23 protein-coding genes are annotated in these 22,685 nt (G+C 70.8%); 8 read left to right on the top strand and 15 right to left on the bottom strand.

All coding sequences use genetic code 11. The features are described 5' to 3' along the window. Positions 1 to 44 precede the first annotated feature (44 nt). Complete coding sequence (locus IB242_RS17215) at positions 45 to 266, bottom strand: hypothetical protein (protein WP_192282464.1); 222 nt, start codon at positions 264 to 266, stop codon at positions 45 to 47. 294 nt (positions 267 to 560) lie between these two features. On the opposite strand from IB242_RS17215, the gene IB242_RS17210 reads away from it, so the two are divergent. Together IB242_RS17210 and IB242_RS17205 are read left to right on the top strand one after the other, a co-directional pair. Then, positions 561 to 1,787, top strand: coding sequence for a serine hydrolase domain-containing protein (locus IB242_RS17210; RefSeq protein ID WP_192282462.1), 1,227 nt, complete (start codon positions 561 to 563; stop codon positions 1,785 to 1,787). A gap of 85 nt (positions 1,788 to 1,872) precedes the next feature. Further along, positions 1,873 to 3,375: a hypothetical protein gene (locus tag IB242_RS17205; RefSeq protein ID WP_192282461.1), complete on the top strand. Its 1,503-nt coding sequence runs from the start codon at positions 1,873 to 1,875 to the stop codon at positions 3,373 to 3,375. An 84-nt stretch (positions 3,376 to 3,459) separates the two neighbouring features. Here the strand turns inward: IB242_RS17205 and IB242_RS17200 are convergent, their stop codons facing one another. Beyond that, positions 3,460 to 3,969 carry a hypothetical protein gene (locus IB242_RS17200; protein ID WP_192282459.1) on the bottom strand — a complete coding sequence of 170 codons (510 nt, stop codon included), beginning with the start codon at positions 3,967 to 3,969 and terminating at the stop codon, positions 3,460 to 3,462. An 85-nt stretch (positions 3,970 to 4,054) separates the two neighbouring features. Then, positions 4,055 to 4,513 (bottom strand): GNAT family N-acetyltransferase, encoded by a 459-nt coding sequence (locus tag IB242_RS17195; RefSeq protein ID WP_192282457.1) that lies wholly within the window; start codon positions 4,511 to 4,513, stop codon positions 4,055 to 4,057. A 94-nt stretch (positions 4,514 to 4,607) separates the two neighbouring features. Here IB242_RS17195 and IB242_RS17190 point away from each other — a divergent pair, with 94 nt between their 5' ends. Further along, complete coding sequence (locus IB242_RS17190) at positions 4,608 to 5,297, top strand: hypothetical protein (RefSeq protein ID WP_192282455.1); 690 nt, start codon at positions 4,608 to 4,610, stop codon at positions 5,295 to 5,297. Positions 5,298 to 5,384: 87 nt separating this feature from the next. On the opposite strand, the gene IB242_RS17185 is transcribed toward IB242_RS17190, so the two are convergent. From IB242_RS17185 to IB242_RS17170, 4 genes are all read right to left on the bottom strand, one after another. Further along, positions 5,385 to 7,727 carry a TonB-dependent receptor gene (locus IB242_RS17185; RefSeq protein ID WP_192282453.1) on the bottom strand — a complete coding sequence of 781 codons (2,343 nt, stop codon included), beginning with the start codon at positions 7,725 to 7,727 and terminating at the stop codon, positions 5,385 to 5,387. 382 nt (positions 7,728 to 8,109) lie between these two features. Then, positions 8,110 to 9,126 carry a PTS sugar transporter subunit IIC gene (locus IB242_RS17180; RefSeq protein WP_192282451.1) on the bottom strand — a complete coding sequence of 339 codons (1,017 nt, stop codon included), beginning with the start codon at positions 9,124 to 9,126 and terminating at the stop codon, positions 8,110 to 8,112. A gap of 162 nt (positions 9,127 to 9,288) precedes the next feature. Further along, positions 9,289 to 10,203 (bottom strand): hypothetical protein, encoded by a 915-nt coding sequence (locus IB242_RS17175; RefSeq protein WP_192282449.1) that lies wholly within the window; start codon positions 10,201 to 10,203, stop codon positions 9,289 to 9,291. Between the two features lie 113 nt (positions 10,204 to 10,316). Beyond that, complete coding sequence (locus tag IB242_RS17170; RefSeq protein WP_192282447.1) at positions 10,317 to 12,374, bottom strand: LysM domain-containing protein; 2,058 nt, start codon at positions 12,372 to 12,374, stop codon at positions 10,317 to 10,319. Positions 12,375 to 12,703: 329 nt separating this feature from the next. Between IB242_RS17170 and IB242_RS17165 the strand changes: the two genes are divergently transcribed. Next, a complete protein-coding gene (locus tag IB242_RS17165) occupies positions 12,704 to 13,090 on the top strand; it encodes a hypothetical protein (RefSeq protein WP_192282445.1) in 387 nt (128 codons plus the stop codon). 155 nt (positions 13,091 to 13,245) lie between these two features. On the opposite strand, the gene IB242_RS17160 is transcribed toward IB242_RS17165, so the two are convergent. Further along, positions 13,246 to 14,142 (bottom strand): hypothetical protein, encoded by an 897-nt coding sequence (locus tag IB242_RS17160; protein ID WP_192282443.1) that lies wholly within the window; start codon positions 14,140 to 14,142, stop codon positions 13,246 to 13,248. A 129-nt stretch (positions 14,143 to 14,271) separates the two neighbouring features. Further along, positions 14,272 to 14,820 carry a YdeI/OmpD-associated family protein gene (locus tag IB242_RS17155; RefSeq protein WP_192282442.1) on the bottom strand — a complete coding sequence of 183 codons (549 nt, stop codon included), beginning with the start codon at positions 14,818 to 14,820 and terminating at the stop codon, positions 14,272 to 14,274. A gap of 636 nt (positions 14,821 to 15,456) precedes the next feature. Here IB242_RS17155 and IB242_RS17150 point away from each other — a divergent pair. Further along, a complete protein-coding gene (locus IB242_RS17150) occupies positions 15,457 to 15,927 on the top strand; it encodes a GNAT family N-acetyltransferase (protein ID WP_192282440.1) in 471 nt (156 codons plus the stop codon). 42 nt (positions 15,928 to 15,969) lie between these two features. Here IB242_RS17150 and IB242_RS17145 read toward each other — a convergent pair whose 3' ends face one another. From IB242_RS17145 to IB242_RS17135, 3 genes are all read right to left on the bottom strand, one after another. Continuing rightward, positions 15,970 to 16,446, bottom strand: a complete 477-nt coding sequence (locus IB242_RS17145) for a hypothetical protein (protein WP_192282438.1) — start codon at positions 16,444 to 16,446, stop codon at positions 15,970 to 15,972. A gap of 90 nt (positions 16,447 to 16,536) precedes the next feature. Then, positions 16,537 to 17,097, bottom strand: coding sequence for a hypothetical protein (locus IB242_RS17140; RefSeq protein ID WP_192282435.1), 561 nt, complete (start codon positions 17,095 to 17,097; stop codon positions 16,537 to 16,539). Next, positions 17,094 to 17,582, bottom strand: a complete 489-nt coding sequence (locus IB242_RS17135; RefSeq protein WP_192282433.1) for an RNA polymerase sigma factor — start codon at positions 17,580 to 17,582, stop codon at positions 17,094 to 17,096. Before IB242_RS17135 ends, IB242_RS17140 begins: the two co-directional genes overlap by 4 nt. A 156-nt stretch (positions 17,583 to 17,738) precedes the next feature. Between IB242_RS17135 and IB242_RS17130 the strand changes: the two genes are divergently transcribed. Continuing rightward, positions 17,739 to 19,193, top strand: coding sequence for an amidohydrolase family protein (locus tag IB242_RS17130; protein ID WP_192282431.1), 1,455 nt, complete (start codon positions 17,739 to 17,741; stop codon positions 19,191 to 19,193). Positions 19,194 to 19,273: 80 nt separating this feature from the next. Next, positions 19,274 to 19,795 (top strand): hypothetical protein, encoded by a 522-nt coding sequence (locus IB242_RS17125; protein ID WP_192282423.1) that lies wholly within the window; start codon positions 19,274 to 19,276, stop codon positions 19,793 to 19,795. 49 nt (positions 19,796 to 19,844) lie between these two features. On the opposite strand, the gene IB242_RS17120 is transcribed toward IB242_RS17125, so the two are convergent. Together IB242_RS17120 and IB242_RS17115 are read right to left on the bottom strand one after the other, a co-directional pair. Beyond that, positions 19,845 to 20,198, bottom strand: coding sequence for a ribonuclease E inhibitor RraB (locus tag IB242_RS17120; protein WP_192282421.1), 354 nt, complete (start codon positions 20,196 to 20,198; stop codon positions 19,845 to 19,847). 78 nt (positions 20,199 to 20,276) lie between these two features. Beyond that, positions 20,277 to 20,885 (bottom strand): carboxypeptidase-like regulatory domain-containing protein, encoded by a 609-nt coding sequence (locus IB242_RS17115; RefSeq protein ID WP_225540807.1) that lies wholly within the window; start codon positions 20,883 to 20,885, stop codon positions 20,277 to 20,279. Between the two features lie 35 nt (positions 20,886 to 20,920). Between IB242_RS17115 and IB242_RS17110 the strand changes: the two genes are divergently transcribed. Further along, positions 20,921 to 22,063, top strand: a complete 1,143-nt coding sequence (locus IB242_RS17110; protein ID WP_225540806.1) for a serine hydrolase domain-containing protein — start codon at positions 20,921 to 20,923, stop codon at positions 22,061 to 22,063. Between the two features lie 153 nt (positions 22,064 to 22,216). On the opposite strand, the gene IB242_RS17105 is transcribed toward IB242_RS17110, so the two are convergent. Continuing rightward, on the bottom strand, positions 22,217 to 22,642 hold the full coding sequence (locus IB242_RS17105) for a lysozyme inhibitor LprI family protein (RefSeq protein WP_192282411.1): 426 nt from the start codon (positions 22,640 to 22,642) through the stop codon (positions 22,217 to 22,219). Between the last annotated feature and the right edge of the window lie 43 nt (positions 22,643 to 22,685).

The raw sequence follows: 22,685 nt of genomic DNA, 5'->3' as shown, positions 1-22,685 counted from the left end.
TGCCGGGTGGCCGGCATCGCACCGCGGCGACCGGCGGCCCTGCCTCAGCCGGCGGCGACCGTGCGCGGACGCCAGCCCAGCAGGCGCGCCGGCAGGGTCAGTACCGCCGCCAGCAGCGCGAATGCCGCCGAGAAGGTGATCCCGACCAGGCGGAACGGCAGCGACAGCAGCCAGACCAGCGGCCACAGCAGCAGCGCCAGTACCGCCAGCGGCCAGCACAGGACCAACAGCAGGCAGAACCCCAGCAGGGCGATCAGCGTCTTCATGCGAGGTGCTCCGTCATCGGCCCGCAGGCCATCGGTGCCCAGCATGCGAGGCGTACCGCGCGCGGACAAGCGCGCTGCGACCAGAGCCCGCGGGCGCCGACGAAACGCGGGTGGCGGCGACCGGAACCGGTGCGCGACCCGCGCATCGGCCCCACGCATGCGCGCTGCGCGGCAGGCGTCCGGGCAGCCGCACCGATGCTTCGGTCGGCGGAACCGGCGCTCCGTCGCATCGGGCTTGTCCTCCCGCCGGCGCGCGCGCAGCCTGCTGCGACATCCCCAGGGACGCCCGCACCGATGCCCAGACCTGCCACCCGCCCCCACCCGCACGCGCGCCGTGCCTCCGCGTTCGCGCTGCTGCTCGCCCTGCTGCCGGCGCTGACCATCGCGTCGCAGCCGCGCGATGCACCGGCGGCGGTGGATGCGCTGGACCAGCAGATCGCCACGCGGATGCAGGAAGGCGGCATGGTCGGCATGGCGGCGATGATCGTCATCGACGGTCAGGTGCGCTGGACCGGCAGCCACGGCTGGGCCGACCGCGAGCGCGGGATCGCCTTCACGCCGGACACGGTGATGAACATCGCCTCGATCAGCAAGACCGTCACCGGCGCGGCGATGATGCGTGCGGTGGAGGACGGGCTGCTCGAACTGGATCGCGACATCAACGCCTACCTGCCGTTCGCGGTGACCAACCCTGCGTTTCCGGACGTGCCGATCACGCTGCGCCAGCTGGCCACCCACACCTCCAGCCTGGAGGACCGCGGCGACGCCTACGCCACCGGCTACCACTACGGTGGCGACAGCCCGGTCACGCTCGCCGCGTTCCTGGCCGACTACTTCGACGCCACCACCGGTGCCGATCCGGCGCGCAACTTCGCCCCGCACGCACCCGGCACCCATCACGCCTACTCCAACATCGGCGCGGCGCTGGCCGGTTACATCGTCGAACGCGCCACCGGCGAGCCGCTGCCGGACTACACGCGCCGGGTGCTCTTCGCCCCGCTCGGCATGGACAGCACCGTCTGGCGCCTGGCCGACGTGCCGCCGGAGCGGCAGGCGCGCCTGTACGTGCGCCAGATGGGGCTGGCGATCCCGCTGCCCTGGTACGGGCTGGCGACCTACCCGGACGGCGGCGTGCGCAGCTCGGTCAACGATCTCGGCCGCTTCTTCCTGGCCCTGCTCGGCGGCGGCGCGCACGATGGCCGGCGCATCCTGGGCGAAGCCTCGGCGCGGGAGATGCTGCGCCTGCAGTTCGATGCCGCGCACCATCCGGCCAACCTCGACCCGGCCAGCAGGAACAGCGGCCTGTTCTGGTCGACCAAACTCGGTGCGACCCTGGTCGGCCACGGCGGCTCCGATCCGGGCCTGAAGACCGAGATGCTGTTCGACCCGGCGGAAGGGGTCGGCATCGTCCTGTTCACCAACACCTCGGTGTGCAGCGACGGGATGAAACCGTTCGTGGACCTGCTCGGCGACCTGCGCAGCTACGCCCGCTCGCTGAAGGGCACGCCGCCAGTGCAATGACCGCGTGCATCGACCGTGTCACATGCGTTCACGGAGGCTGCGGATAATCGGTCCGATCCCGCACACATGAGGATGGACCCCGGCGATGTCGCAGCACGCGATCGAAGACCTGGTCGAGGACACGATCCATCTGGTCGACCGCAGCACGCTGGATGCCGCACGCAGGACCACGCTGATGCACGCGCTGCTGCGCCTGCAGGAGCGCTACGACACCAGCCTGACCTGGTTCCGCCTGCCCGACATCCTGCTGCGGCATGGCGTGCTGCAGCGCCTGCCGGTGGCGACGCTGGAGGACGCCGGATTGCGTGCCCGGGCGCTGGCCGCCGACGCACCGGTCTGGATCGAACACGGGGATGCCGCCTGGTATCTGCAGGTCGAAGACGGCGCATCGCTGCTCTACCGGCAGGCGCCCCTCGAGCAGCCGCTGCCGCTGGCCGAACTGTTCCTGGCGGTGCTAGAGCTGGCCGAGGCCGAGGGCGATGCCGCCCTGGGCAACGACTGGTACGGCCTGCTGGTCAATGGCTGGCTGGACGGCAGCCTGGATGCGGCCGACGGCCTGCCCGGCACGCTCGACGGCCTGCTCGCCTCGCCGACGCTGTCGGCGATCCGCGCCCTCGCCGCGCGCAACGCGTTCAAGCGCCGGCGCGACGCACGCGAGGATCTCGCACTGCCGCGCCTGGCCGATGAGCTCGAGCCCGGCGAGGTCGAGCGGGAATTCGCACTGCGCTTCTTCCTGGAGCTCAAACGCTCCACCAGCGCGCTGCTGAAGGCACGCGACAAGGCGCGCGAACGGCATGCCCGCATCAGCCAGCTGATTCCGTCGCTGGTCGAGCAGCGCATCGGCAGCCTGCTGCAGAGCGCCGGCTGGCGCCCGGTCGTGCATGACACGCCCGGCGAATGGCGCTGGATGCGCGACGTCGCAGGTGGCCGCCAGTGCATCTGGTTCACCCAGGAGGCCGCGCTCGGCGTGCTGATGGTCCAGCTCGGGCTGCAGCATCCACGGCTGCTCGGCTGGGAGCGGCGCGCGCCCTCCGAGGACCTGCATGCGCTGCACTTCCAGCACATCGCCGCCGGCTTCATGCCCGATGGCGTCCGCGACGGCAAGGACGTCGGCGCCTTCGGCGGCTGGACACTGGATCCGACGAAGAACGAAGCGCAGCTCACGGCCGCGATCGATCGCCTGGTCGAGGTGCTGCCCGGGCTCGATGAACGCTACTTCGGCTTCATCGACCGCAGCGTCCCGGCGCTGTTCGGGCTGTTCGGGCACGACGTCGACACCCTGCTGCACCTGCTCGAAGAAGGCGACGAGAACGGCATCGTGCCCGAGCATGTGCTGTTCGACAGCCCGGACAGCCTGCTGCTGGCCTTCGTGTTCCATCATCTGGAGCACGGTGAGGAGGGCGCGGCGTCGGCGCTGGTCGACCGCCTGCGGAGCCGCCAGCAGCAGCGCAGGCAGGCAACCCCATGGGCGCGCGATTTCCTGGCGCCGTTCCTGCAGCGCTGGGATGACGGCCAACGCGACATGCCGATGCCGCCGGTGCTGCATGCACTGCTGGCCGGGCATCTGCGCAGCCTGGAGCCGGCCTGATCCAGGCCATCCATGTCGACGGTGGAGACGGCCTTCACCCGGATCGCAGCGCACGGCATCGGCGACCGGGCCATGGGCACGCGTCTAGCTGCCCAGCGCCGCCCGGATCCGCTGCGACATCGCATCCGCATCGTGCCGGCCCAGGTGCTGGCCAAGGCGGACCAGACCCAGCCCCACCAGCAGCAGGCCGACGCCGGCAAGCGGAAACAGCCAGGCCATCGCCACCACCGCCGCACCACTGAGGATCAGGGCAAGCGCACCCCCCGTCCACAGCAGCCCGAAGCCCAACCACAGCGCCAGCAGCGCACGCACCACGCCCTGCATCGTGAAGCGGCCGACCAGCGCCACACCGTCCGCATCCTGCTCGAAGCGGCCGCGGAACACCGGTTTGAACGCGTTGTGCACCATCGGGATCTTGTACGACAGCGCGACGTCATCGGGCTCGACACGGCCGAGCATCGCCGGCTGCCTGGGCCCGATCAGCGTGCGCGGCGTGGTCGCTGCGCGCAGGCGCTCGACCGCATCCTGCAGCGGATGCGCGCTGCGGAAGCTGACCGGGACCGAGCCGAACAGGAAGGCGAGTGGAGTGGGCATGGCCGCTGTGTGCAGGGAGGCCGCTCAGGGTAATCGCTCGTCCACCGCGAATGCGACCTCGCCGGCAGGTCGACGCCTGCCCGGATCAGCGCGGTGCGCGGTGCCGCTGCATGCGTACATCGCCGCCATCGAGCGACGCGACCACCTGCCAGCCAAGATGCCGGTAGAAGCCTGCAGCGCGACTGCTGGCAGCGGTCTCCAGGCCGATCGTGGCATGCCGGGCGAACAGTGCCGCTTCAGCGACCTCCACCAGCGCGCGCCCGATGCCGCGGCCTTCGTGCTCCGGCAGCACGAAGGCGGCGAACAGCACGCCATCGTCGAGATCGACCATCGAGAACCCGACCACGTCGCCATCGCAGGCGCAGACCCAGGCGCAGTCCGCGGTCTGCAGCATCGACGCGATCGTGTCCGGCGTGATGCCCAGCGCCGCAAGCTGCGCGAGCGACAGATGGTTCTCGCGCACGCCGGTGCGCACCGCGAAGATCCGGGGGATGTCGGCCACGGTGGCCAGGCGGACCGGCACCACACGGTCGAGCGGCGGCATGGTGTCGGCTCCTCACGTCGGGCCGGCGACTGTACAACGGGCCATCGCCGCGGCGGTACAGTGTCGCGTCCTCTTCCATCGGGTGCGGCCGCGCATGCGCCGAGGTGTTTCCCCATCGACGACGATCGCCGGCCTGGTGCTGGCCTCGCTGCTCGCCGGCTGCGCCGGCACCGCGCCGCAATCGACGCTGACCCGCGGATGGGACCGGATCGACGGCGCCTTCGTCTCGCACGACACGCTGTACCTGCTCGGCCGCGACCGCGACTACGCACTGGAGCCGGCCGCGTTCGCCGCCTACCGCGCGCTGATGGACGGCCCGTTGCGGCAGCAGGTCGTCTGCACCGAGATGCGCGGCGACCTGTTCCTTGAACGCGATGCCGCAGGCCAGCCGGGCAGCCGCTTCGACGGCAGCTACAGCCTGCTGCTGCGTGCCGATGCCGTCAGTCCGGCACTGGCCACGCAGTACCGGCTGCAGGCCATCGACATCGACCCGGCCGATCCGAGGCCCGCACCGGCGCTGTGGTACCGCTTCGACCGCCGTGCCTGCGGCCTGGACGAGGGCAAGGCACGCTACTACGCGGTGAGCTTCTCCTCGCGCGGGCAGGCGCTGCGCCTGGACGACCGCGACACGCTGCTGGCCACGGCCCGCAGCGAACGCCCGCTCGCGCTGGCGCTGTCGGTCTACAGCGACCGGCGTGCGCGACGCCATCCACTGAGGACCGTCGCTGCCCTGCTGCAGGCACCGGTGCTGCTGGTCGGCTGGATGACCGTCGACCAGATCTGAGCGGGCCGCCACGCATCGCAGGCGGCTGCCGGCGATGCGTGGCGAGGGGCCGGGCCGTCATCGCAGCCCGGCCGCACCGTCATCGGCTCACCAGTTCACGTTGACCGAGACGCCGACGATGCGCGGCTCGTTGTACACCGCGGCCATGTAGTTCTCGATCGCGCCCTTGAGGTTCTTCTCGTTGGTGATGTTGCGGGCGAACGCCGCCACTTCCCAGGCGCCGTAGCCGCCGGTGTAGCCGATCTTCAGGCCACCCTCGACGTTGCCGTTGGCGTTGAACTCGACCGAGTCGTACAGCACGAAGCTGGTGTAACCCTGCCTGTTCCAGTCGGTGGCGATGAAGAACGCGCCATCGTCGCCGAACGGGATGTCGTAGCGGGCGGCCAGGTTGAGGGTGTACTCCGGCGCGTTCGGCAGCGGGTTGCCATCGATCTGCGCGAAGGTGTTGGTGCCGAACGGGCCGGCGACGCGGATGGTCGGGTCCTTGACCGTGCACACGACCACGCCGTTGAGCGCGCAGACCTGCGCATAGACACGCTCGTCCTTGATCTCGCTGCGCAGCCAGCTGGCGCCGGCGCTCAGCGACAGGTTCGGGATCGGGCGCCAGTCCAGGTCGGCCTCGATGCCGTAGGCGCTGGCCTTGTCGGCGTTGAACAGCACGCCGTTGCCGTTGGAGTCGTTGCCGTTGAGCTGGATGTCGTTGACCGTGTAGGTGAAGCCGGCGACGTTCAGGCGCAGGCGGTTGTCGAGCAGGCTGCTCTTGATGCCGGCCTCCCACGACAGGATGGTCTCGGAGTCGGCGGTGGTGAAGTCCGAGTTGAACACCGCCGAGCGGCCCTGGATGGTCGGGCCGCGGAAGCCGCGGGCGACGCGCGCGTACAGGCTGACGTCGTCGCTGAGCGCGTACATCGCGCTCAGGTCCCAGCTCGGCGTGCTGTCGGACATCGACACATCGGTACGGCCGCGGTAGGTGACCGCGCCGGCGGCGGTGTCGGCGGTCTTCAGCAGGCGGGTGCGCTTGCTGTCGTCGGTCTGGCGCAGGCCGGCGGTCAGGGTCAGCGCGTCGCTCACCTGCCAGCTGGCCTGGCCGAACACCGCCCACGAGGTGTTGGTGTTGCGCAGCCGCACCCAGTTGTTCGGGTTGCGCGCCGGGCCCTGCAGGAACCACGCCCGCTGGTAGAAGTCGGTGGTGTCGCGGCCATCGAACCAGTACGCGCCGACCTGCCACTGCAGTGCGGCATCGGTTTCCGAGGCCAGGCGCAGCTCCTGGGTGAACTGGTCGAGGTCGCGCACCTGGCCCATCGACTGGCCGTAGCCATTGGGCACGCCGTTGACCGGGTAGTCGGCCGCGGCACCGCCGTCGGTGTCGCCGCGGCTGTAGCCCCTGGTGCTCTCGAACGCGGTGATCGAGGTCAGCGAGACGTTGCCGAAGTCGTACACCGCCTTCAGCGAGCCGCCCTGGGTCTTGTAGGCCTGCGGGTTGTCGCCGGCCTCGTCGTAGGCGACCTGGTCGCGCGGCACGTCGACGCGGTTGCTCCCCCTGGTCACCGCCTCGCGCAGGAACAGGGTCGAGGTGCCGTCGTAGTCGCGCGCATGCGCCGAGGCCAGCAGCGAGAAGCGGTCGCTGGGCTCGAGCAGCAGCTGCACGCGCAGGTTGCGGTCGTCGTAGCCGCCCATCGCGTCCTTGCGCGGGGTGCGGGTGCCATCGGCGCTGGGACCGTCGTAGGTGTTGTCCACCCAGTCGTCGCGGTGCTGGTACAGGGCCGAGACGCGGAACGCGGCCACATCGTTGATCGCCGCGCCGAAGCCGCCGTCGATCGCCACGGTGCCGTGGCTGCCGTAGCTGGCGCTGACCCGGCCGCTGCTGTCCTGGCTGGGCTTGATGCTGTCGAACTTGACGATGCCGGCGGTGGTGTTGCGGCCGAACAGCGTGCCCTGCGGGCCGCGCAGCACTTCCACCTGGTCGACGTCGTAGACCGGGTTGGACTTCAGCACCACGTGCTCGAGCACGACGTCGTCCTGGATGATCGACACCGGCTGCGACGCGCCGAGGTAGAAGTCGATGTTGCCCAGACCGCGGATGTAGAAGCGCGGGAAGATGCGGCCGGTGGTGGTCTCGGCGTAGAAGCCCGGCACGCGGCCGGACAGCGCCAGCAGGGTGTCGTCGCCGCCGGCGGTGTAGTCGCGCATCGCCTCGCCCTGGACCACGCCGACCGACACCGGCACGTCCTGCAGGTTCTGCTCGCGGCGCTCGGCGGTCACGGTGATGGTGTCGAGCGAGGCGACGGTGTCGGCGCGCGCGGCGGCATCCTGCGCGGAGGCGGCGCCGGCCAGCGACGCCAGCAGCAGGCCGGAACAGGCCACCGCCAGCGCATGACGGCGCGGCAGGGCGGTCGCGGGACGGGAACGCGGAAACTCGGGGTACGGCATGGGAAATCCTTTCCGGGCACAGGGATGCGGTTCCGTGCGGCAGCCCGTGGCCGGCGGTGCGGTCGCGGTCTGCTCCGCGGCGCACGCACGTTAAGAAATCGATGTTGCAGGGCGATGGCACGCACGGCGGACAGTGCGCCGGCGTGCGTCGATGGTCCGCACCGTTGCCGATCCGCACCGCTTCCGCCGGCGCATCGGGCGATGCCGGCCCTGACACGGCGCACCGGCGGAAGGCGCACGCATTCCATTGCGCCCGTCCGGTCCGCGCCCATGCGTTTCCCGGCGCCAGCGTCATCGCCGTCCTGGGTGCATCGGTGGAGCACGGTGGGCCGGGACCCGGGCTGCGGGTGCAGGTCTCCGGACGGGGACCGGCGATCCCGTGTCAGCCCTTGTCGACCTTCAGGTCGCCGGCCCTGATCCAGCCGAGCCGCCGCAGCGGCCAGGCGAACAGCAGGGTCAGCAGCGCCGGCAGCAGGAAGTGCAGCAGGCCGATCGACCACCACACGCTGGCGCCGTCGCCCATCGCCGCCAGCGTGCCGACCTGGCCGACCAGGCCGCTGGTGCCCATGCCCGAGCCGGTCGGCACGTTCTGCATGCCGAAGCCCAGCGTGGCGATGGGTCCAAGCACCGCGCCGGCCAGCGTCGGCGGAATCCAGATGCGCGGATTGCGCACGATGTTGGGCAGCTGCAGCATGCTGGTGCCCAGGCCCTGGCCGAGCAGGCCGGACCAGCGGTTCTCGCGCCAGCCCATCACCGCGAAGCCGACCATCTGCGCCGCGCAGCCGACCGTGGCCGCACCGCCGGCCAGGCCGCCGAGGTTCAACGAGATCGCCAGCGCCGCGCTCGAGGTCGGGCCGGTCAGGATCATGCCCATCGCCACCGCCAGCAGCACGCTCATCAGCAGCGGCTGCAGCGTCATCGCCCACTCGATGGTCTGCCCGGTCACCGCCAGCACGTTGCCGATCAGCGGCGCCAGTGCGTGCGCGGTGAGGAAGCCGGCGACCAGCGCGGTGGCCGGGGTCACGATGATGTCGATCGGCGTGGTCCGGTGGACCAGCTTGCCGGCCTCGGTCGCCACCGCGACGGCGACGAAGCAGCCGACCGGCCCGCCCAGCTTCGCGCCGAGCATGCCGATCGCCGCGCTGGCGAATATCACGATCGGCGGGCCCTTCAGCCCGTAGGCGACGCCGACGCCGATCGCCGCGCCCATCGTCTGCTGCGCCATCGTGCCGGTCTCGACCAGCCAGTCCTGCCCGGTCCAGCCGCCGACGGTCTTCAGGATCAGGCCGATCACCAGCGAGCCGAACAGGCCCAGGGTCATGTAGTTGAGCGCGTCGATGCCGTAGCGGCGCAGCGAGAACTCGATGTCGCGTGACTGCAGGAAGGTCTTCAGGGACATGGCCGTGTCCGGAACAGCGATGGAACAGGAACGGCCGGGGCGGACCGCGCGGATCGGGGCAGCGCGCAAGCATAGCGGCTGCGCGTCGCCGCGCGCGGATCCGAGCGCGGCCTCAGGCCTGTCGGCGGCCGCCGCATGCGTCTCCCGGCGGGCGGGCCAGGACTACGCGATCCGGCGCCAGCGGCCGTCTTCGTGCGCCATGATGTCCTTCGGGCCGATCGACCACAGCATGCCGTCGGAGACGCTGAGCCGTCCGAAGCCGGTCGGTACGTCGTCGCCGAAGCCGACCGGCTGCAGCATCCCGTCCACCAGCGTGTACAGGGCGCTGCCGGTGGCCACGTACAGGTCGCCGTCGTGCCAGGCCATGTCCCGGATGTCGCCGACCAGCGGATCCTGCGGGAGCAGGCGCCAGTCGGCGCCGCGGCCGGTGACGATCAGGCCTCGCCGCCCCCACGCATGGACCTGCCCGTCGCTGCCGCAGCGCACCCCCGTCAGCACGTGCGTGGTCGGGCCCGGCTGCTGCCGCCAGGCCGCCCCGTCCCAATGCCAGATCTCGCCGTCCCAGCCCACCGCGTACACGTCCTCCTCGTGGACGCCGTCGATGCCTTCGAAGCCCTTGGTCTCGCCGACCGCGGGGCGGATCGTCCGGTCCAGGCAGACCCACCGGTCGACGGCGTCACGCCGGTAGACCTGGCGGCCCATGCCGGCCACGAAGGTGTGTTCGCCGATGGTGCGGACGGCACGCAGGTGGCCGCGCGCGCGCGGGTCGCCGTCCGCCGCCACGATCCGCTCGTCGCGCTCGTCGTGGCTGCCGAACAGCCTGGCCTCGCCGTGCGGGGATATCGCGATCATCTGCTGCAACGGATGGCGGCTGATCGCCATGTCCACCGTCGTCCAGTAGGTCGCTCCGGCATATCCCCACGGATCGTCCGGGTCGTCCTGCAGATCCCACGAGAAGATGTGCGAATGCCCGATGCCGGGGTCGATGCCGTCGTCGCTCAACACCAGATACGCCAGGTCGCGATAGCGGACCGACGCCGCCACGACCGACATGTCCTCCAGCAATCGTCTCGTCACCTATGCTTCCTTTCCCACGCCGCGCTGCGCATGCAGCAACATGCCGCGCCCCGCTGCGTATCGATGGTTCCAGGCACCGCGCCGGGCGACGCCGGACCGGCGCGACGTCCCGCTCAGCCGCGCGCCATCGCGTCCTGGACAGGCGCGCGGACAGGCTCCTGTGGCTGCCGGGCGGACCGTTCTTCGCGTGCCTGCTCCTGGTCCTGCGAACGCGCGTCCTCGGCGCGTCGTTCCTCCTGCGCACGCGCCTGCGCGCGCTCCTCGAACTGGCGCCCCAGCCCGGTCGCGCGGATGTCCTCCAGCGCCTGCCGGAACGCGTCCGGCCCGTCCTGCGCCCCGACCCGCAGCCGCTCGACGATGGCCGACGCATCGCCGCCGTCGCGGAGCGGTGCCGGCCCGGCGGCCCCTGCGTCCTCCGGCATCGCCGCGCGGGCCGGTGCGTGCAGCACACGGCCATCCGCGCCGAGCACGCGGGCATCCAGCGGCACCACGTTGCCGTCCGCTTGACGGCCATCCGCACGGTCGGCGGTTTCGTACAGGCTTTGCGCGAACCGGTAAGGATCACCGTCCATCCGCCGCGCCATCGCGACCGCGAACTCCATGGTGTCCACCGGCTGGCCATTGGCCTCGCGGGTCTGCAGCCAGTCCCAGCCGCCAGCGCCCTGGCGCGCGTCGTCGCCGGCGCGGGTCTGGGCCATCAGCGTGCGCATCTGGCGTTCGTCGAAGGCCAGCGTCACCTTGTCGCCCGCCGCCACAGGACCGTTCTGCGCGCCGGCGTCGCCACGCAGCGCCGCATTGAGGTTGCCGGCCATGTTGCGCGATTCGGCCTCGCCGTCGCGCCCGAGCCAGCGTTCCACGAACCCGTACTCGGGGCGACGGGTATCGACCTCGAACTGGTAGCTGCGCAGGTGGCCAAGTTCGTTGCCGCCGGCGTCGAAGCGCTGTTCCACGCGCAGCGGCACGCCGCCGCCGTACTGCAGGTTCGAGAGCAGGCTGGACGAACCGTCGGGGTAGGTCGTGCGGATGCTGCTGCCGCTGTTCTCCGGCCCCGCCAGCTGCGCCTGCAGGCGCAGCTGCTCGGGTCCCAGACCCAGATCCAGGCGCGAGGACGACGAGAAGTCGACCCGCTCGATCCGGCTCATGCCGGACACGCCCGGTGCGTCCGGCTGGATCTCGCCGTCGCGGAGGAACCGGGTGAAGGCCGCCTGACCATCCGGCGTGGACACATCGAAGCGCGCGGTCTGCAGCTCCGCGCTGCCCAGCGTGTCCTGCCGTCCCGCCATTGCGGTGGCGACGCTGGAGGTGATGCCGATGCCGTTGTAGGCCTCGATCGCCCGGTTCGGCCCGACCACCACCTGCACCGAATTCCCGTCGGTGCGGGTGATCGCATAACCGGTGCCCTGCGCATCGAGCACCGTGCTGCGCGTCATCGGCCCGAGACCGGTGCCGGCGCGCTTGAACGAGGCCTGCAGCGAGGTCTCGCTGAAATCCTGCCCGTTCATCGTCACGGTGCCGCCGACCGGCAGCGTCGAGGGATTGAACGGGTCCACACGTGCCGCCGCCTGTGCTGCGGTCGCGCGGTCCAGCCCGTCTGCCGGCAGCGCGACCGCGTACTGCACGCGCGTGCCCGCGCGCGCGCCGGCCTCCACCTCGAGGCCATTGCGCCTGTCTTCGGCGGTGACACCGGCATCGGCCTGCGAGGTCAGCTTCACCGTGAAGCGGCCATCCGGCCCCTGCGCCACCGCGTGTTCCAGGCTGCCGCCGGCAACGCCCTGCACGCGGGGATCGCGCAGGCCGGGCAGCGGTGCTCCGCTTTCGGCGGCGCCCTTGACGCTGCCGGCGCCCGGATTCCATTCCCAGGTCCGGCTCTGCCCACCGACCTCGGAGCGCACGCTGAAAGCGGTGCTCGGCGTGATGAAGGCGGCATTGGATCCCACGCTGCCGGCCGTGGCGTTCCGGCCGGGCAGCGCCTCGGTGGCGCTCATCGGCGCGGGCGGAATCACCAGGGTCTGGCCGGCGTCGATCCGCCGCACCGAAAGCTGCTGCTCCGGGTTGGCCGCGTCGAGCATCTGCAGCGTCACGTCATGGCGTTCGGCGACAGTGGCCAGCGTATCGGTGTCGCGGAGGGTGTAGTGCGATGGCCGGCGCTGCGGCGGCGTAGGCGTGTCCATCAGGCGACCATCCAACGGATGGCGGGCGCGTTCAATCAGCAGGTGCGTGAAGCCGTGAACGACGTCATGGAATGCAATTCCGTCACCACCTTTTCACGCGCATCGAACGCCTTTTCCGCTTCAGCAGGCATGCCTCGACGCCTGTGCGCAGCCACGTTTAGCATGCGGTACCCCACGCCGCTCCCGCCACTGGAACCTGCACCCTGTCATCGGATGACCTGCACTTCTCGGCCAAGGCCATCGACGCGATCCGGCGCGGCCGCAAGGTCGAGGCGATCAAGTACGTCCGCGAGGACAACGGGATCGGCCTACGCGAAGCCAGGGATGCGGTGGAAGCCTACACGGTGGGCATCCAGACGCTGCCGCATCCCGCGGCTCCGGCGCTGCCGGCAGAGCCGCATCACAGCCAGGCATCGCTGGCAATGATCGACCGCCTGCTGCAGGAAGGCGAGAAGCTGCAGGTGATCCAGCTGCTGCACAAGGTCACCGACATGGATCTGCGCCAGGCCAAAGCCTGGGTGGATGCGCGGCTGGAGGGGAGCGCGCAGACGACGGATGGCGCGGCTCCCGCGGCACAGACGGTGCGGCCGGCGTCCGCATCGGCCGGTCCGCGCCACGGCCCGACCGTGCAGCGCGATACCGCGAGCGACTCCTGGATGTGGGTGGTGCTGGTCCTGCTGGCGGTCGCGCTGGTGGTCTGGTGGTTCGGCGGCTGAGCCCGGCTGGCGCCGTTTGATCATCTGCGCAGCGTCGGCCGCGGGCATCGGCGGATGATCGCGGTGGAGTGCCGGCCACGCGGCGGCCTGGGCACTCACGAAGTCGCTCTCGTCCCACGCCAGCTGGCAGCCGCCACTGGAGACAAGGCGGAATCTCAGTACTTCATCGCCTCTGCCGGCGGCGCGAGCACGCTGAAGCGCGCATCGCGGAAGTCGTGCAGCAGCTGGACCGCATCGGCGGCGACAGCACCGGCCACCAGCGCACTGCGGCGCACGCGATGCAGGCCACCATCACGTGCGAACACCAGGTCGGCGCCGTCCCAGTCGGCCCAGTCGCTGCCGGGCAGGTCCAGCAGCAGCTGCCCATCGCGATCGAGCACGCGATGGTCGATGCCGTACCACGCGGCGTTGCGCGCACCGACGGTGTGCAGCAGCGCCTGCAGGCGCAGGCCGTTCTTTCCCGCTTTTTCGCTCAGCTGCGGGCGCGTGAAGCGGTACAGCACGCCGCTGCGGTACCCACCACGTTCACCCTCGCCTTCATCGACGAGGCGCCAACCGTCGCGCTGGCGCAGCACGCCATTGATCGGCTCGTCCTCGCCACCGCCCGAGTGAAGGCCGAACGGCCTGACCTGCATGTCGTGCGGCAGGTGGAACTGCGAGGCCAGCACCGACTCGGCGCGCTCGCCACCGAAGCGGTGGTTGAGCAGCAGCGTGCGCTCGTCCTCGAACACGGCGCCGCCGCCCCAGGCATCGCCCTTGGGCCATAGCGCCAGCGCGCTGAAGTACGGCGGCCGCGACAGCGCGGTCCAGCTGAGATGCGGCGCACGGTTGGTCGCCGCGAAATACGCCAGCAGCCGGCCGGAGGGCGACAGATCGCAGCGACGCTCGTAGATGCGGCCCTTGAACCACTGGCCGTGCTCGAACCTGTCGTCGCGCAGGTCCCAGCGGATCAGCTGCACCTGCCGGCTCGGCCCGCGCCGGAACACCACGCCGATACGTGCATCGCGTGCCAGCAGCGCGTACAGCCGGGTGGCGGGTGGCTTGCGGGCCATCGACGGCGAAGCGGCGTCGCCCGCCGTCTGCCCATGCTCAGTCATCGCGGTGCCGATGCGGTTGGGCCGGCGTGATGCAGTGCTCCAGAGATCCGGCCTGCGTGCGGGCGCCTTCCGGATGAGCAACGCTCATTCCGCCGCCACCGGCGCCGAGAATGCCTTGCTGTAGAGGCCGGAGCGATCGAAGCAGCAGGCACGGCGCTTGCCCTTGGCCAGCATGTCGCAGGCAGTGGCGATGCGTTTGATCCGTGTTTCCGCCTTCCGGCCCGAGCCAATCCAGAAGATCCAGTCGCGGCGTGCCACCGCGGTGATGTCGTCCCAGGTGGCGCGTGCGGCGGGCACGTCGGCCAGCGCATCGCGTAGATCGTCGGGTAGGACCGGTTCGGGTTCTTCGACGACCGGCATCATCGCGAACGCCACGCTGTCGCCAGGTGCGACACCGGCAGCCCCACACAGCTCGGCAGTCACTTTCAGCCAGTGCCCCCCCTTTCCGTCCGGCTCCAGCGTTGCCTGGAACGGATGGCCGGCCAGCGTGCCGTCGACACTGACCATCGCCCGCGTGGGCAGCCTGTCGCTGGCCGCCTGCGGCAGTACCACGAAACACCAGTCGGCATCCTCTGGTGTTGCAGGACGCCGCAGTGTTTTCCGGAAACGGATGCTGGTGCCGGCCTTGACCATGGGCGCGACGATAGCACCACGACACATGCAGGGCAGCGTACGCCGCACTTGCGCCACTCCGCGGAGTGGACTTCGATTCACCGCACACGGGCAATCCGCGCAGTCTCACCTGCCGGCGCCGGCATCGCGGGAATTCGGAACGTTGGTGCGCCTGCGCGCCGCCCATCTGTGCGCGGGCGCTCCGCCGGTCCAGTCCGGGCTGCCGCCGCTGACACGATCACCGGACTGCAGCAGGCTGACCGGGAAGCCACTGCATTCAAGATCCGGCCGGCGGTGGTCGCACCGTTCCACCGACCGGTTCCCGGTGGACGCTGCCGATGTCGCGGGTGTCGCCATGCTCTGCGGCGATGCCGTCCAGCCACTGATGGCCATCGATGTCGCGAAAGCAAGTCCTGCGGGCGCACGCACCATGACCGGGTCCCTGGATCGACAGTCCACCGAACCTAGCCACAGCCTCCATGGATTGCACGGCAGTGCGGACGCGGTTCGCAGATGAACGCATGCATCGCAAAGTAAAGGCGGCGTGATGAAGCTCCTCCTCCGCGCGGATCACTCCACTTGGAGATGTACGACTCACGACACGGCCACCACGCCGCCGCGCACATGCTCGCGCTCCACATCCGCGATGCCACCGCCATGCCTCTGCCCGACACCCTGCAGCGCCGCCCCGCCACCGAGGCCGACATTCCCGCGCTGCTCGCGTTGCGCCGGCAGACGATGGAAGACCACATGCGTGCCGCGGGCGTGGATACCTCCGACGCCCACCAGATGGACAAGGTGCGCCGCGCCTTCGACAAGGCCGAGGTGCTGGTCGAGGACGGCCGCATCGTCGGCCTGTTCAAGAGCGACCGCACGTGTTCGCCATGGAAGGTCATCCAGATCCAGCTGGCGCCGGCGCTGCAGGGCCGCGGCCTGGGCCGCAGGCTGCTGATGGACTTCATCCGCGACGCCCACGCCGCCGGCGAGGACGTCACCCTCAACGTGCTGAAGGGCAATCCGGCGCGCGACCTGTACGAGCGGCTGGGTTTCAAGCCGGTGGACAGGAACGAGGAAGAGGACGCCGAACTGGTGATGCTGCTGCCGCGGGCGCGGATGCGGCTCGACTGACGGCTGCATCGCCGCCACCGGCGTGCCGCGCCGTGCGCCCGCTCAGTCCACCGGCATGTCGCACACCACCGGCACCGACGGGCCGGCCGCCGGCGCCAGCACCTCGTCGATCGCCATCACGCTGACGTCGCCATTGCCGCGCCGCAGTTCCTCCGCCTGGCGCCAGTGCAGCTGTCCGTCGATCCGTCGGGCATGCACGCGGACCACTTCGTCGTTGCGTCCGCTGGTCACATCCAGCCGTGCCGTGTCGCCGTCCACATGGCCCACGACCGTGCCGTCGTCCAACTGCCGCAGGTTCACCAGCGCGCCACCGAACTCGCCGCAGATCCGGTCGCCGTCCTGCACCAGCGTGACCGAGAACCCGCCGCAGTCCAGCTGGGGCCGGCTGCGGTCGCACCAGGCCACCGACCACGTCCCGTCGAAGGCATCGCCTGCCTGCGACGCAACGGTGGCGCGCGGCACCCCCGCACAACCGAGGATGCCGATGGAGAACACGAGACACGCGAATGCGGGTTTCACTTCAACTCCTGGAGCGGCACGGACGTCGACAGTAGGAGCCGTGCCGATGCGGCGCAAGGTGCCTCCTGCGTTCCAGGCCCGGCCGTCCGCTCATGCGACCAGCTGCCGCACCACGCGGTACTCGCGCAGCCAGCGACGGCGCAGGCGGTGGCTCACCCAGAACGTGGCACCCAGCCACGCCACCGCATAGCCCGCCAGCAGCAGCGCCACGCTGCGCCAGCTCGCATCCGTCAGCCACCAGGTACCCAGCACCACCAGCGCTGCATACCCCAGCAGGCACCAGGCGACGATGCGCGCCAGCCACAGATCGCGCAGGCCGGTACGAAGCTGGGCCAGGCGCAGGCGCGCATAGATGTCGATGCGCTCGCTGGCGTCCCCGCCGCGGCACCGCGGCGCACGCAGTGTGATCAGCCACACGGCGGGCAGGAACACCGCGTAGAACGGCAGCAGCAGCCAGTGCTCGGGACCGGGCGCACCACCCGCGAGCGCCCGGCCGAAGATCAGTACCGCAAGCACGGTCAGGCCGATCTCGACGCCGCGCAGCAGCCGCATGCGCCAGCGCCGGCGGTGCACGCGCCGGGTCAGATCCGGCAGTGGCGCGGAACGGGCCTGGCCCTGCCAGGCATCCTTCAGCAGATCGTCGAAGTTCATGCGTCGGTCTCTTCTCTGGACAGCGCCTTCAGGCGGGCGCGGGCGCGGTGCAGGCGCACGCCGACGTTCTCGGCGCTGATGCCGAGCATGTCGCCGATGTCCTGGTAGTCGAATCCTTCCAGCTGCAGCATCAGCACCTGCCGCAGGTGGGTGGGCAGCGTGGCCAGCGCCTCGAACAGCCATTCGGTACGCGCGCAGCCTGCGCCGGCGTCCGGGTCGGCCACGTCATGCAGCGCCGGGTCGAACGGCACCGGCGCCGGCCGGCGCGTTTCCGAGCGCACGTGGCTGGCGCCCAGGTTGTGCGCGATGCGCAGCACGAAGGCCAGCAGCGTCGCCGGATCCCGCAGCCGCGGCAGGCTCTCCCAGATCGCGAGCAGCACCTCCTGCAGCAGCTCCTCGCGCACGGCGGGGTTGAGTTCATAGCCGCACACCGCGCGCCACAGCTGTGGGTGGAAGGCCTGGACCTGGGGCCAGAGTGAATGCATGCGTGTCCGTGTCCGGCGGCCGGGAACGGCCCGTCATCTCTTTACCAAGTCGCGGGCCGATGCGGATTTCTTACAGCGTCGGACAGATTTTTTGCTGCGTAAGGAATCCGCTGCCGCCGGTGACTTGTCTGGCATCTCCCTCGCAACGAGACCCCGATGCCACTCGCCCGCCGCACGCCCCCGCTGCTGTCCTCCGCCCTCGCCTGCCTGCTGGTGTCCGCACCGGCAGCGGCCAGCCCGACCGACACGGTGCTGGCACTCGACAAGGTGCACGTGGTCGAGGCCGAGCACAACCGCACGACCGCACCGCGCTGCGTGCGCATCGAAGGCGCCCGCATCGCCCGGGTGAGCGACCCCGGCGATGCCGCCTGCCTGCGCGGTGCCAAGGTGATGGAGCTGCCGGGCCGCTACCTGATGCCCGGCCTGATCGACATGCATGCGCACCTGACGCTGGGGCCGATGGAGCTCAAGCGCGAACGCGGCCGCGCAGTGATGCAGGCCCTGCCCGACGACGCCATCGCCGTGCACAACGCCGCGCGCCTGGTCGCGTTCGGCGTGACCACGATCCGCAACCCCGGCGGCGACCTCGCCGCCGCGGCCCGCTACAAGGCACGCCGCGCCGCCGGCGAACTGACCGGCCCGGAAAGCTTCGACGCCGGCCCGGTGATCAACACCGCCGAGCTGCCCGGCCTGGCCGAAGCGGCGCGCAGCCCGGCCGACATCGCCCGCGTGGTCGATGCGCAGGTGGCCGCCGGCGCGGACTGGATCAAGCTCTACACCGGCCTGTCGCCGGACCTGCTGAAGGCCGGCATCGACGCGGCGCATCGCAACGGCCGGCCAGCGGTCGCGCACCTGGACGGCATCGCCTGGACCGACGCGCTGGAGATGGGCCTGGACGGCCTCGTCCACCTGATGCCGCTGAGCCCGGACCTGCTGACGCCCGAACAGCGCGGCGCATGGCAGTCCAGCGCGCGCGCCGGCACCTATGCGTTCTTCGAGTGGTGGGAGCACTTCGACCCGGACGGCGCGCATGCCGACCGCGTGGTCGCCGCCTACCAGCGCCATCGCCCGGTGTTCGACGCCACCCTGGTCGCCTTCCATGCCGCGTTCGTGCAGGACCAGGACAACGCCTACAAGGACGATGCACGCCGCTACGCGCACCCGCGTCTGCTCGCCCACTGGAACGACTGGTTCACCTTCGCCATCGGTTGGGAGGCGGCGGATTTCGAACGCGCCCGCGCGGTGTGGCCGAAGGTGCAGCGCATGGCCGTGCGCCTGCATGCCACCGATGCGCGCATGACCGTCGGCACCGACATGAGCAACCCCTGGGTCGCGCCCGGCATCAGCCTGCACCGCGAACTGCAGCTGCTGGCCGATGCCGGCGTGCCGGCCGCGCATCTGCTGCAGGCCGCCACCCGCAACGCCGCCGACGCGCTCGGTGCCGGCCAGCGCCTGGGCCGCATCGCGCCCGGCCATGAGGCCGACCTGCTGCTGCTCGATGCCGACCCGCTCACCGACATCGCCCACACCCGCGCCATCCACGCGGTCGTCCTCGACGGCCGCGTCCTGGACCACGCCGCACTCGCGCGCCTCAAGGGCGAACCCCAGTGAGCGTGCCGTCGTTCCCCGCACGCAGCCCGGCGCAAGCGCCCGCGGTCCTGCATGCCCATCGCCCCGAAAGGAGAATCGAGATGACCCGCACCACCCGCCGCTTTCCCCGCCTGCTCGCCGCCGCGCTCGCCTTCGGCCTGGCCGGCACCGCCCACGCTGGCCCGAAGGACTGGGAATCGCCGAAGGCCATCGTCGACGCGCTGTACGAAACGATTTCCGCCGACGCCGGCGCCACCCGCGACTGGGACCGCTTCCGCGCCCTGTTCCTGGACGGCGCGCGCATGTCGGTGGCGATGGATTCGCGCATCGGCGCCGGCATCATGGGCATGGACACCGAAGAGCTGATCGCCCAGACCGATGCCGCCTACGCCGCCACCGGCTTCCACGAGATCCCGCTGGCCACCCGGGTCGAGCAGCACGGCCTGATGGCCTCGGTGATGAGCAGCTTCGAAGTGCGCCTGCGCCTGGCCGATCCCGAGCCGCTGATGCGCGGCCTCAACCACTTCCAGCTGCTCAACGACGGCGAACGTTGGTGGATCGTGTCCAACGTCGGGATCATCGAAACCGCCGACGGGCCATTGCCGGCGGACCTGCTGCCCTGAGCGGCGGGCGGGGCGGCATCGGAACACGCCCGATGCCGCCCGCACTGCCTCAGGCCGCGGTCACGTCCATGCCGTCGTAGTCGGCGATCCCGAACTGTTCGGCGATGGCGTACAGCGCTTCCACCCGCGCCTGCAGCGATTCCGGCGTGTGCTGCTCGACCTTGTCCACCTGCAGGTAGAAGAACGGATCCTCGTCGTCATCGTCCGGCTCGGCGATGCCGATGAACTCGTAGCCCAGCGACTCCATGTGCCGGGCCACCGGCAGCAGCGCATCGCCATCCTCGTCGACGAAGAAGAACGACCAGCGGCAGACGTCGTCGATGCTCCAGGGCGTGCCGTTGGCGGTGGTGTTCTTCTCGCGCGTGTCGGCGAAGAACGTCTGCAGCATCTCGAGGGTGATCATGGAGTCGCACATTCCGCTCTGGCGCCGGAGGTGGCGCAGCGCCGAGTATCGGCCATCGGCCGCGGGCTGCCTACCGTGTCACGGCGCCCGACCCGGCTCCACCGCAGCCTGGCAGGGCGTGCTCTCGCCGGTGTCCATCCGCGCGACCAGCGTGCCCTCGAATTCCGCGGCGCTGCCGTGCGTGGTCTCGCGCGTGCGGTATCCCGGCGCGCGGATGCACCAGTTCCAGAAATAGACCTCGGCCCCGTGCAGGGCCAGCGCCTCGGTGCGCCATTCGCGCCTGGCCGGAAACCACGCGCGGCCGTCCGTGCCGGTCGTGGCCGTCTCACGGCTGCGCTCGCGCCCGTACGGGTAAGCGCTGGCGATCAGCTGCACCTCCGCACCGGCGATCGGCTGTCCGGACGGCGCCAGCACCGTCACCTGCGCCTCGGGCTGCAGCGTCTTGTAGACCGGATACGGCACGCAGCCAGCGAGCAGCGTCGAGGCGACCACGGATGCGACGACGGAGAAGCATTTCGATGCGGTGCGGGACATGCGGGCCGGGATGCCATCCGTGGAACTGCGCGCATGATGCGCGCGGGTGTGTGCGGTCGCCAAGCACCGCGGGCCATCACCGGTCTTCAGAGGCGCGGTCCGCAGGTGCGATGCCACGCCGCGTTGGGGCTCTCCGATGGACACCATGACCATCGACGCTTCCTCCAGGGCGCGGCACGCACGCTACGATGCCCGACACGTCGAAGCCGCCCACCCCGATGCCGAACCGCGCTCCTCCCAGTCTCTCCCGTCGCCGGTGCCTGACCGGCCTGCTGGTGCTGGGCGCGGCACCGCTGGTCTGCCGGCCTGCCCGGGCCGCGCAGGTGGTCGACGCCAGCGTGCAGCTGCGGGAGGCGCTGCAGGCGGAACGGCAGCCAGGCATCGCCGCCGTCGTCGTGGAACACGCGACCGTGATCGCCCGTGCGGTCGCCGGCCATGCCGATACGGAACGCCGGGTGGCGGTGGGCGAACGGACCGTGTTCGAACTCGGCTCGGTCACCAAAGTCCTGACCGCGATGCTGGTCTTCCAGCTGCGCGACGCCGGCCGGCTGGCGCTGGATGACCCGCTCGCGCGCCATGTCGCGGATCTGCCGCCGGCCTGGCGCGTGGTGACGCTGCGCCAGCTGCTCAGCCACACCTCCGGTATCCCGAACTACCTGGACGCCGGCAACTTCATCGGCCTGATGCCCACCAGCCCGACGCCACGCACGCTGCTGGCGATGGTGTCGGAGCGGCCGCTCGACTTCGCGCCCGGCACCCGGCACGCCTACTCCAACACCAACTACATCCTGGCCGCACTGGCGATCGAAAACGCCGCCGGCATGCCGTACTGGCAGTGCCTCGCCAGCCGGCTGCTGGCACCACTCGGCATGGACGACGCCGGACCGCGCACGGCATCCGATGCACGTCCCATCGCCGACGGCCACCTGCTGTTGAACGGACACTGGCTGCGGCCGCCGCCGATGGGCGCCGGGTCCGGCTGGGCGGCCGGCAGCCTGCTGGCCAGCCTGCGCGACATGGAACGCCTGGCGGTGGGCCTGCAGGGCGGACGCATCCTGCGTGCCGACAGCCTGCGCGCCATGTGGACCGACACCCCTCTGCGCGGCGGCGGCACCGCGGGCTGGAGCGCGGGCTGGGAAGTCGTCGACGCGGCACGCGGCATCGTCGGCCACGGCGGCGGCACGGCCGGCTTCACCGCCTACCTGCGCCACGACGCACCTGCGCAGCGGACCACGGTGGTGCTGGTCAACCGCGCCGGGGAAATCGATCCGAAGGCCATCGCCGAACGCGCCGAGAGGGCCGTGCTGGCGACGCGGCCCGAACCGCTGTGATGCGGGATGCGATCCCGGAATGCCGTGCCGGTTCGTGCCGCGTGTTCAGGCGCGAGCCGGCCACCTTCGGCTGAACGACGGCGCGATCCCACGCCGCCGGCAACCTCCGGCCCCGCCTGCCGATCGCCAGGCATCCGCGAAGGCGCGATCAGCTCACTGCAGCGCCGCCTTGTAGCGCGCCAGGCGGCAGACGCGTTCGCGGAGGAACCCCAGGCCGATATCGGACACGACGATGGGCTGCAGCGTGCCGCCATCGCCGGAAATCTCCGACCACCACAGCGCCTTCTCCTGTTCCTGGAACGCCAGCCAGGCACGCTGCGCGTCGCGCAGGCGCGGCTTGTCGGCCTCGGACAGCAGCGCCATCAGTTCGCGGTACTCGCGGTTCAGTTCCCTGTCCCAGCCCTGATAGGCCGTGCCCTGCGCCTCGCGGATGTCGACGGTGACGCCACCGGACTGATCGAGATCGCGCCGCAGCTGGAGATCGATCGGATGCGGCTTGCCCGTGTCGCAGAAGGGCTCGGCGGCGAATGCGCTGGGAATGGATGCGGCAAGCGCGATGGCCAGGAGTGCTGTCTTCATGTGTATCCGTTCGCTGAAGGTGATGGGCCGCACCGGGCGCGGC

Origin of the sequence: Xanthomonas sp. XNM01 (genome assembly GCF_014851915.1) — a bacterium.
In the GTDB taxonomy this organism is placed as follows: domain Bacteria; phylum Pseudomonadota; class Gammaproteobacteria; order Xanthomonadales; family Xanthomonadaceae; genus Pseudoxanthomonas.
The sequence above is the reverse complement of the archived record's forward strand: the minus strand, read 5'-3'. Positions and strand labels throughout refer to the sequence as shown.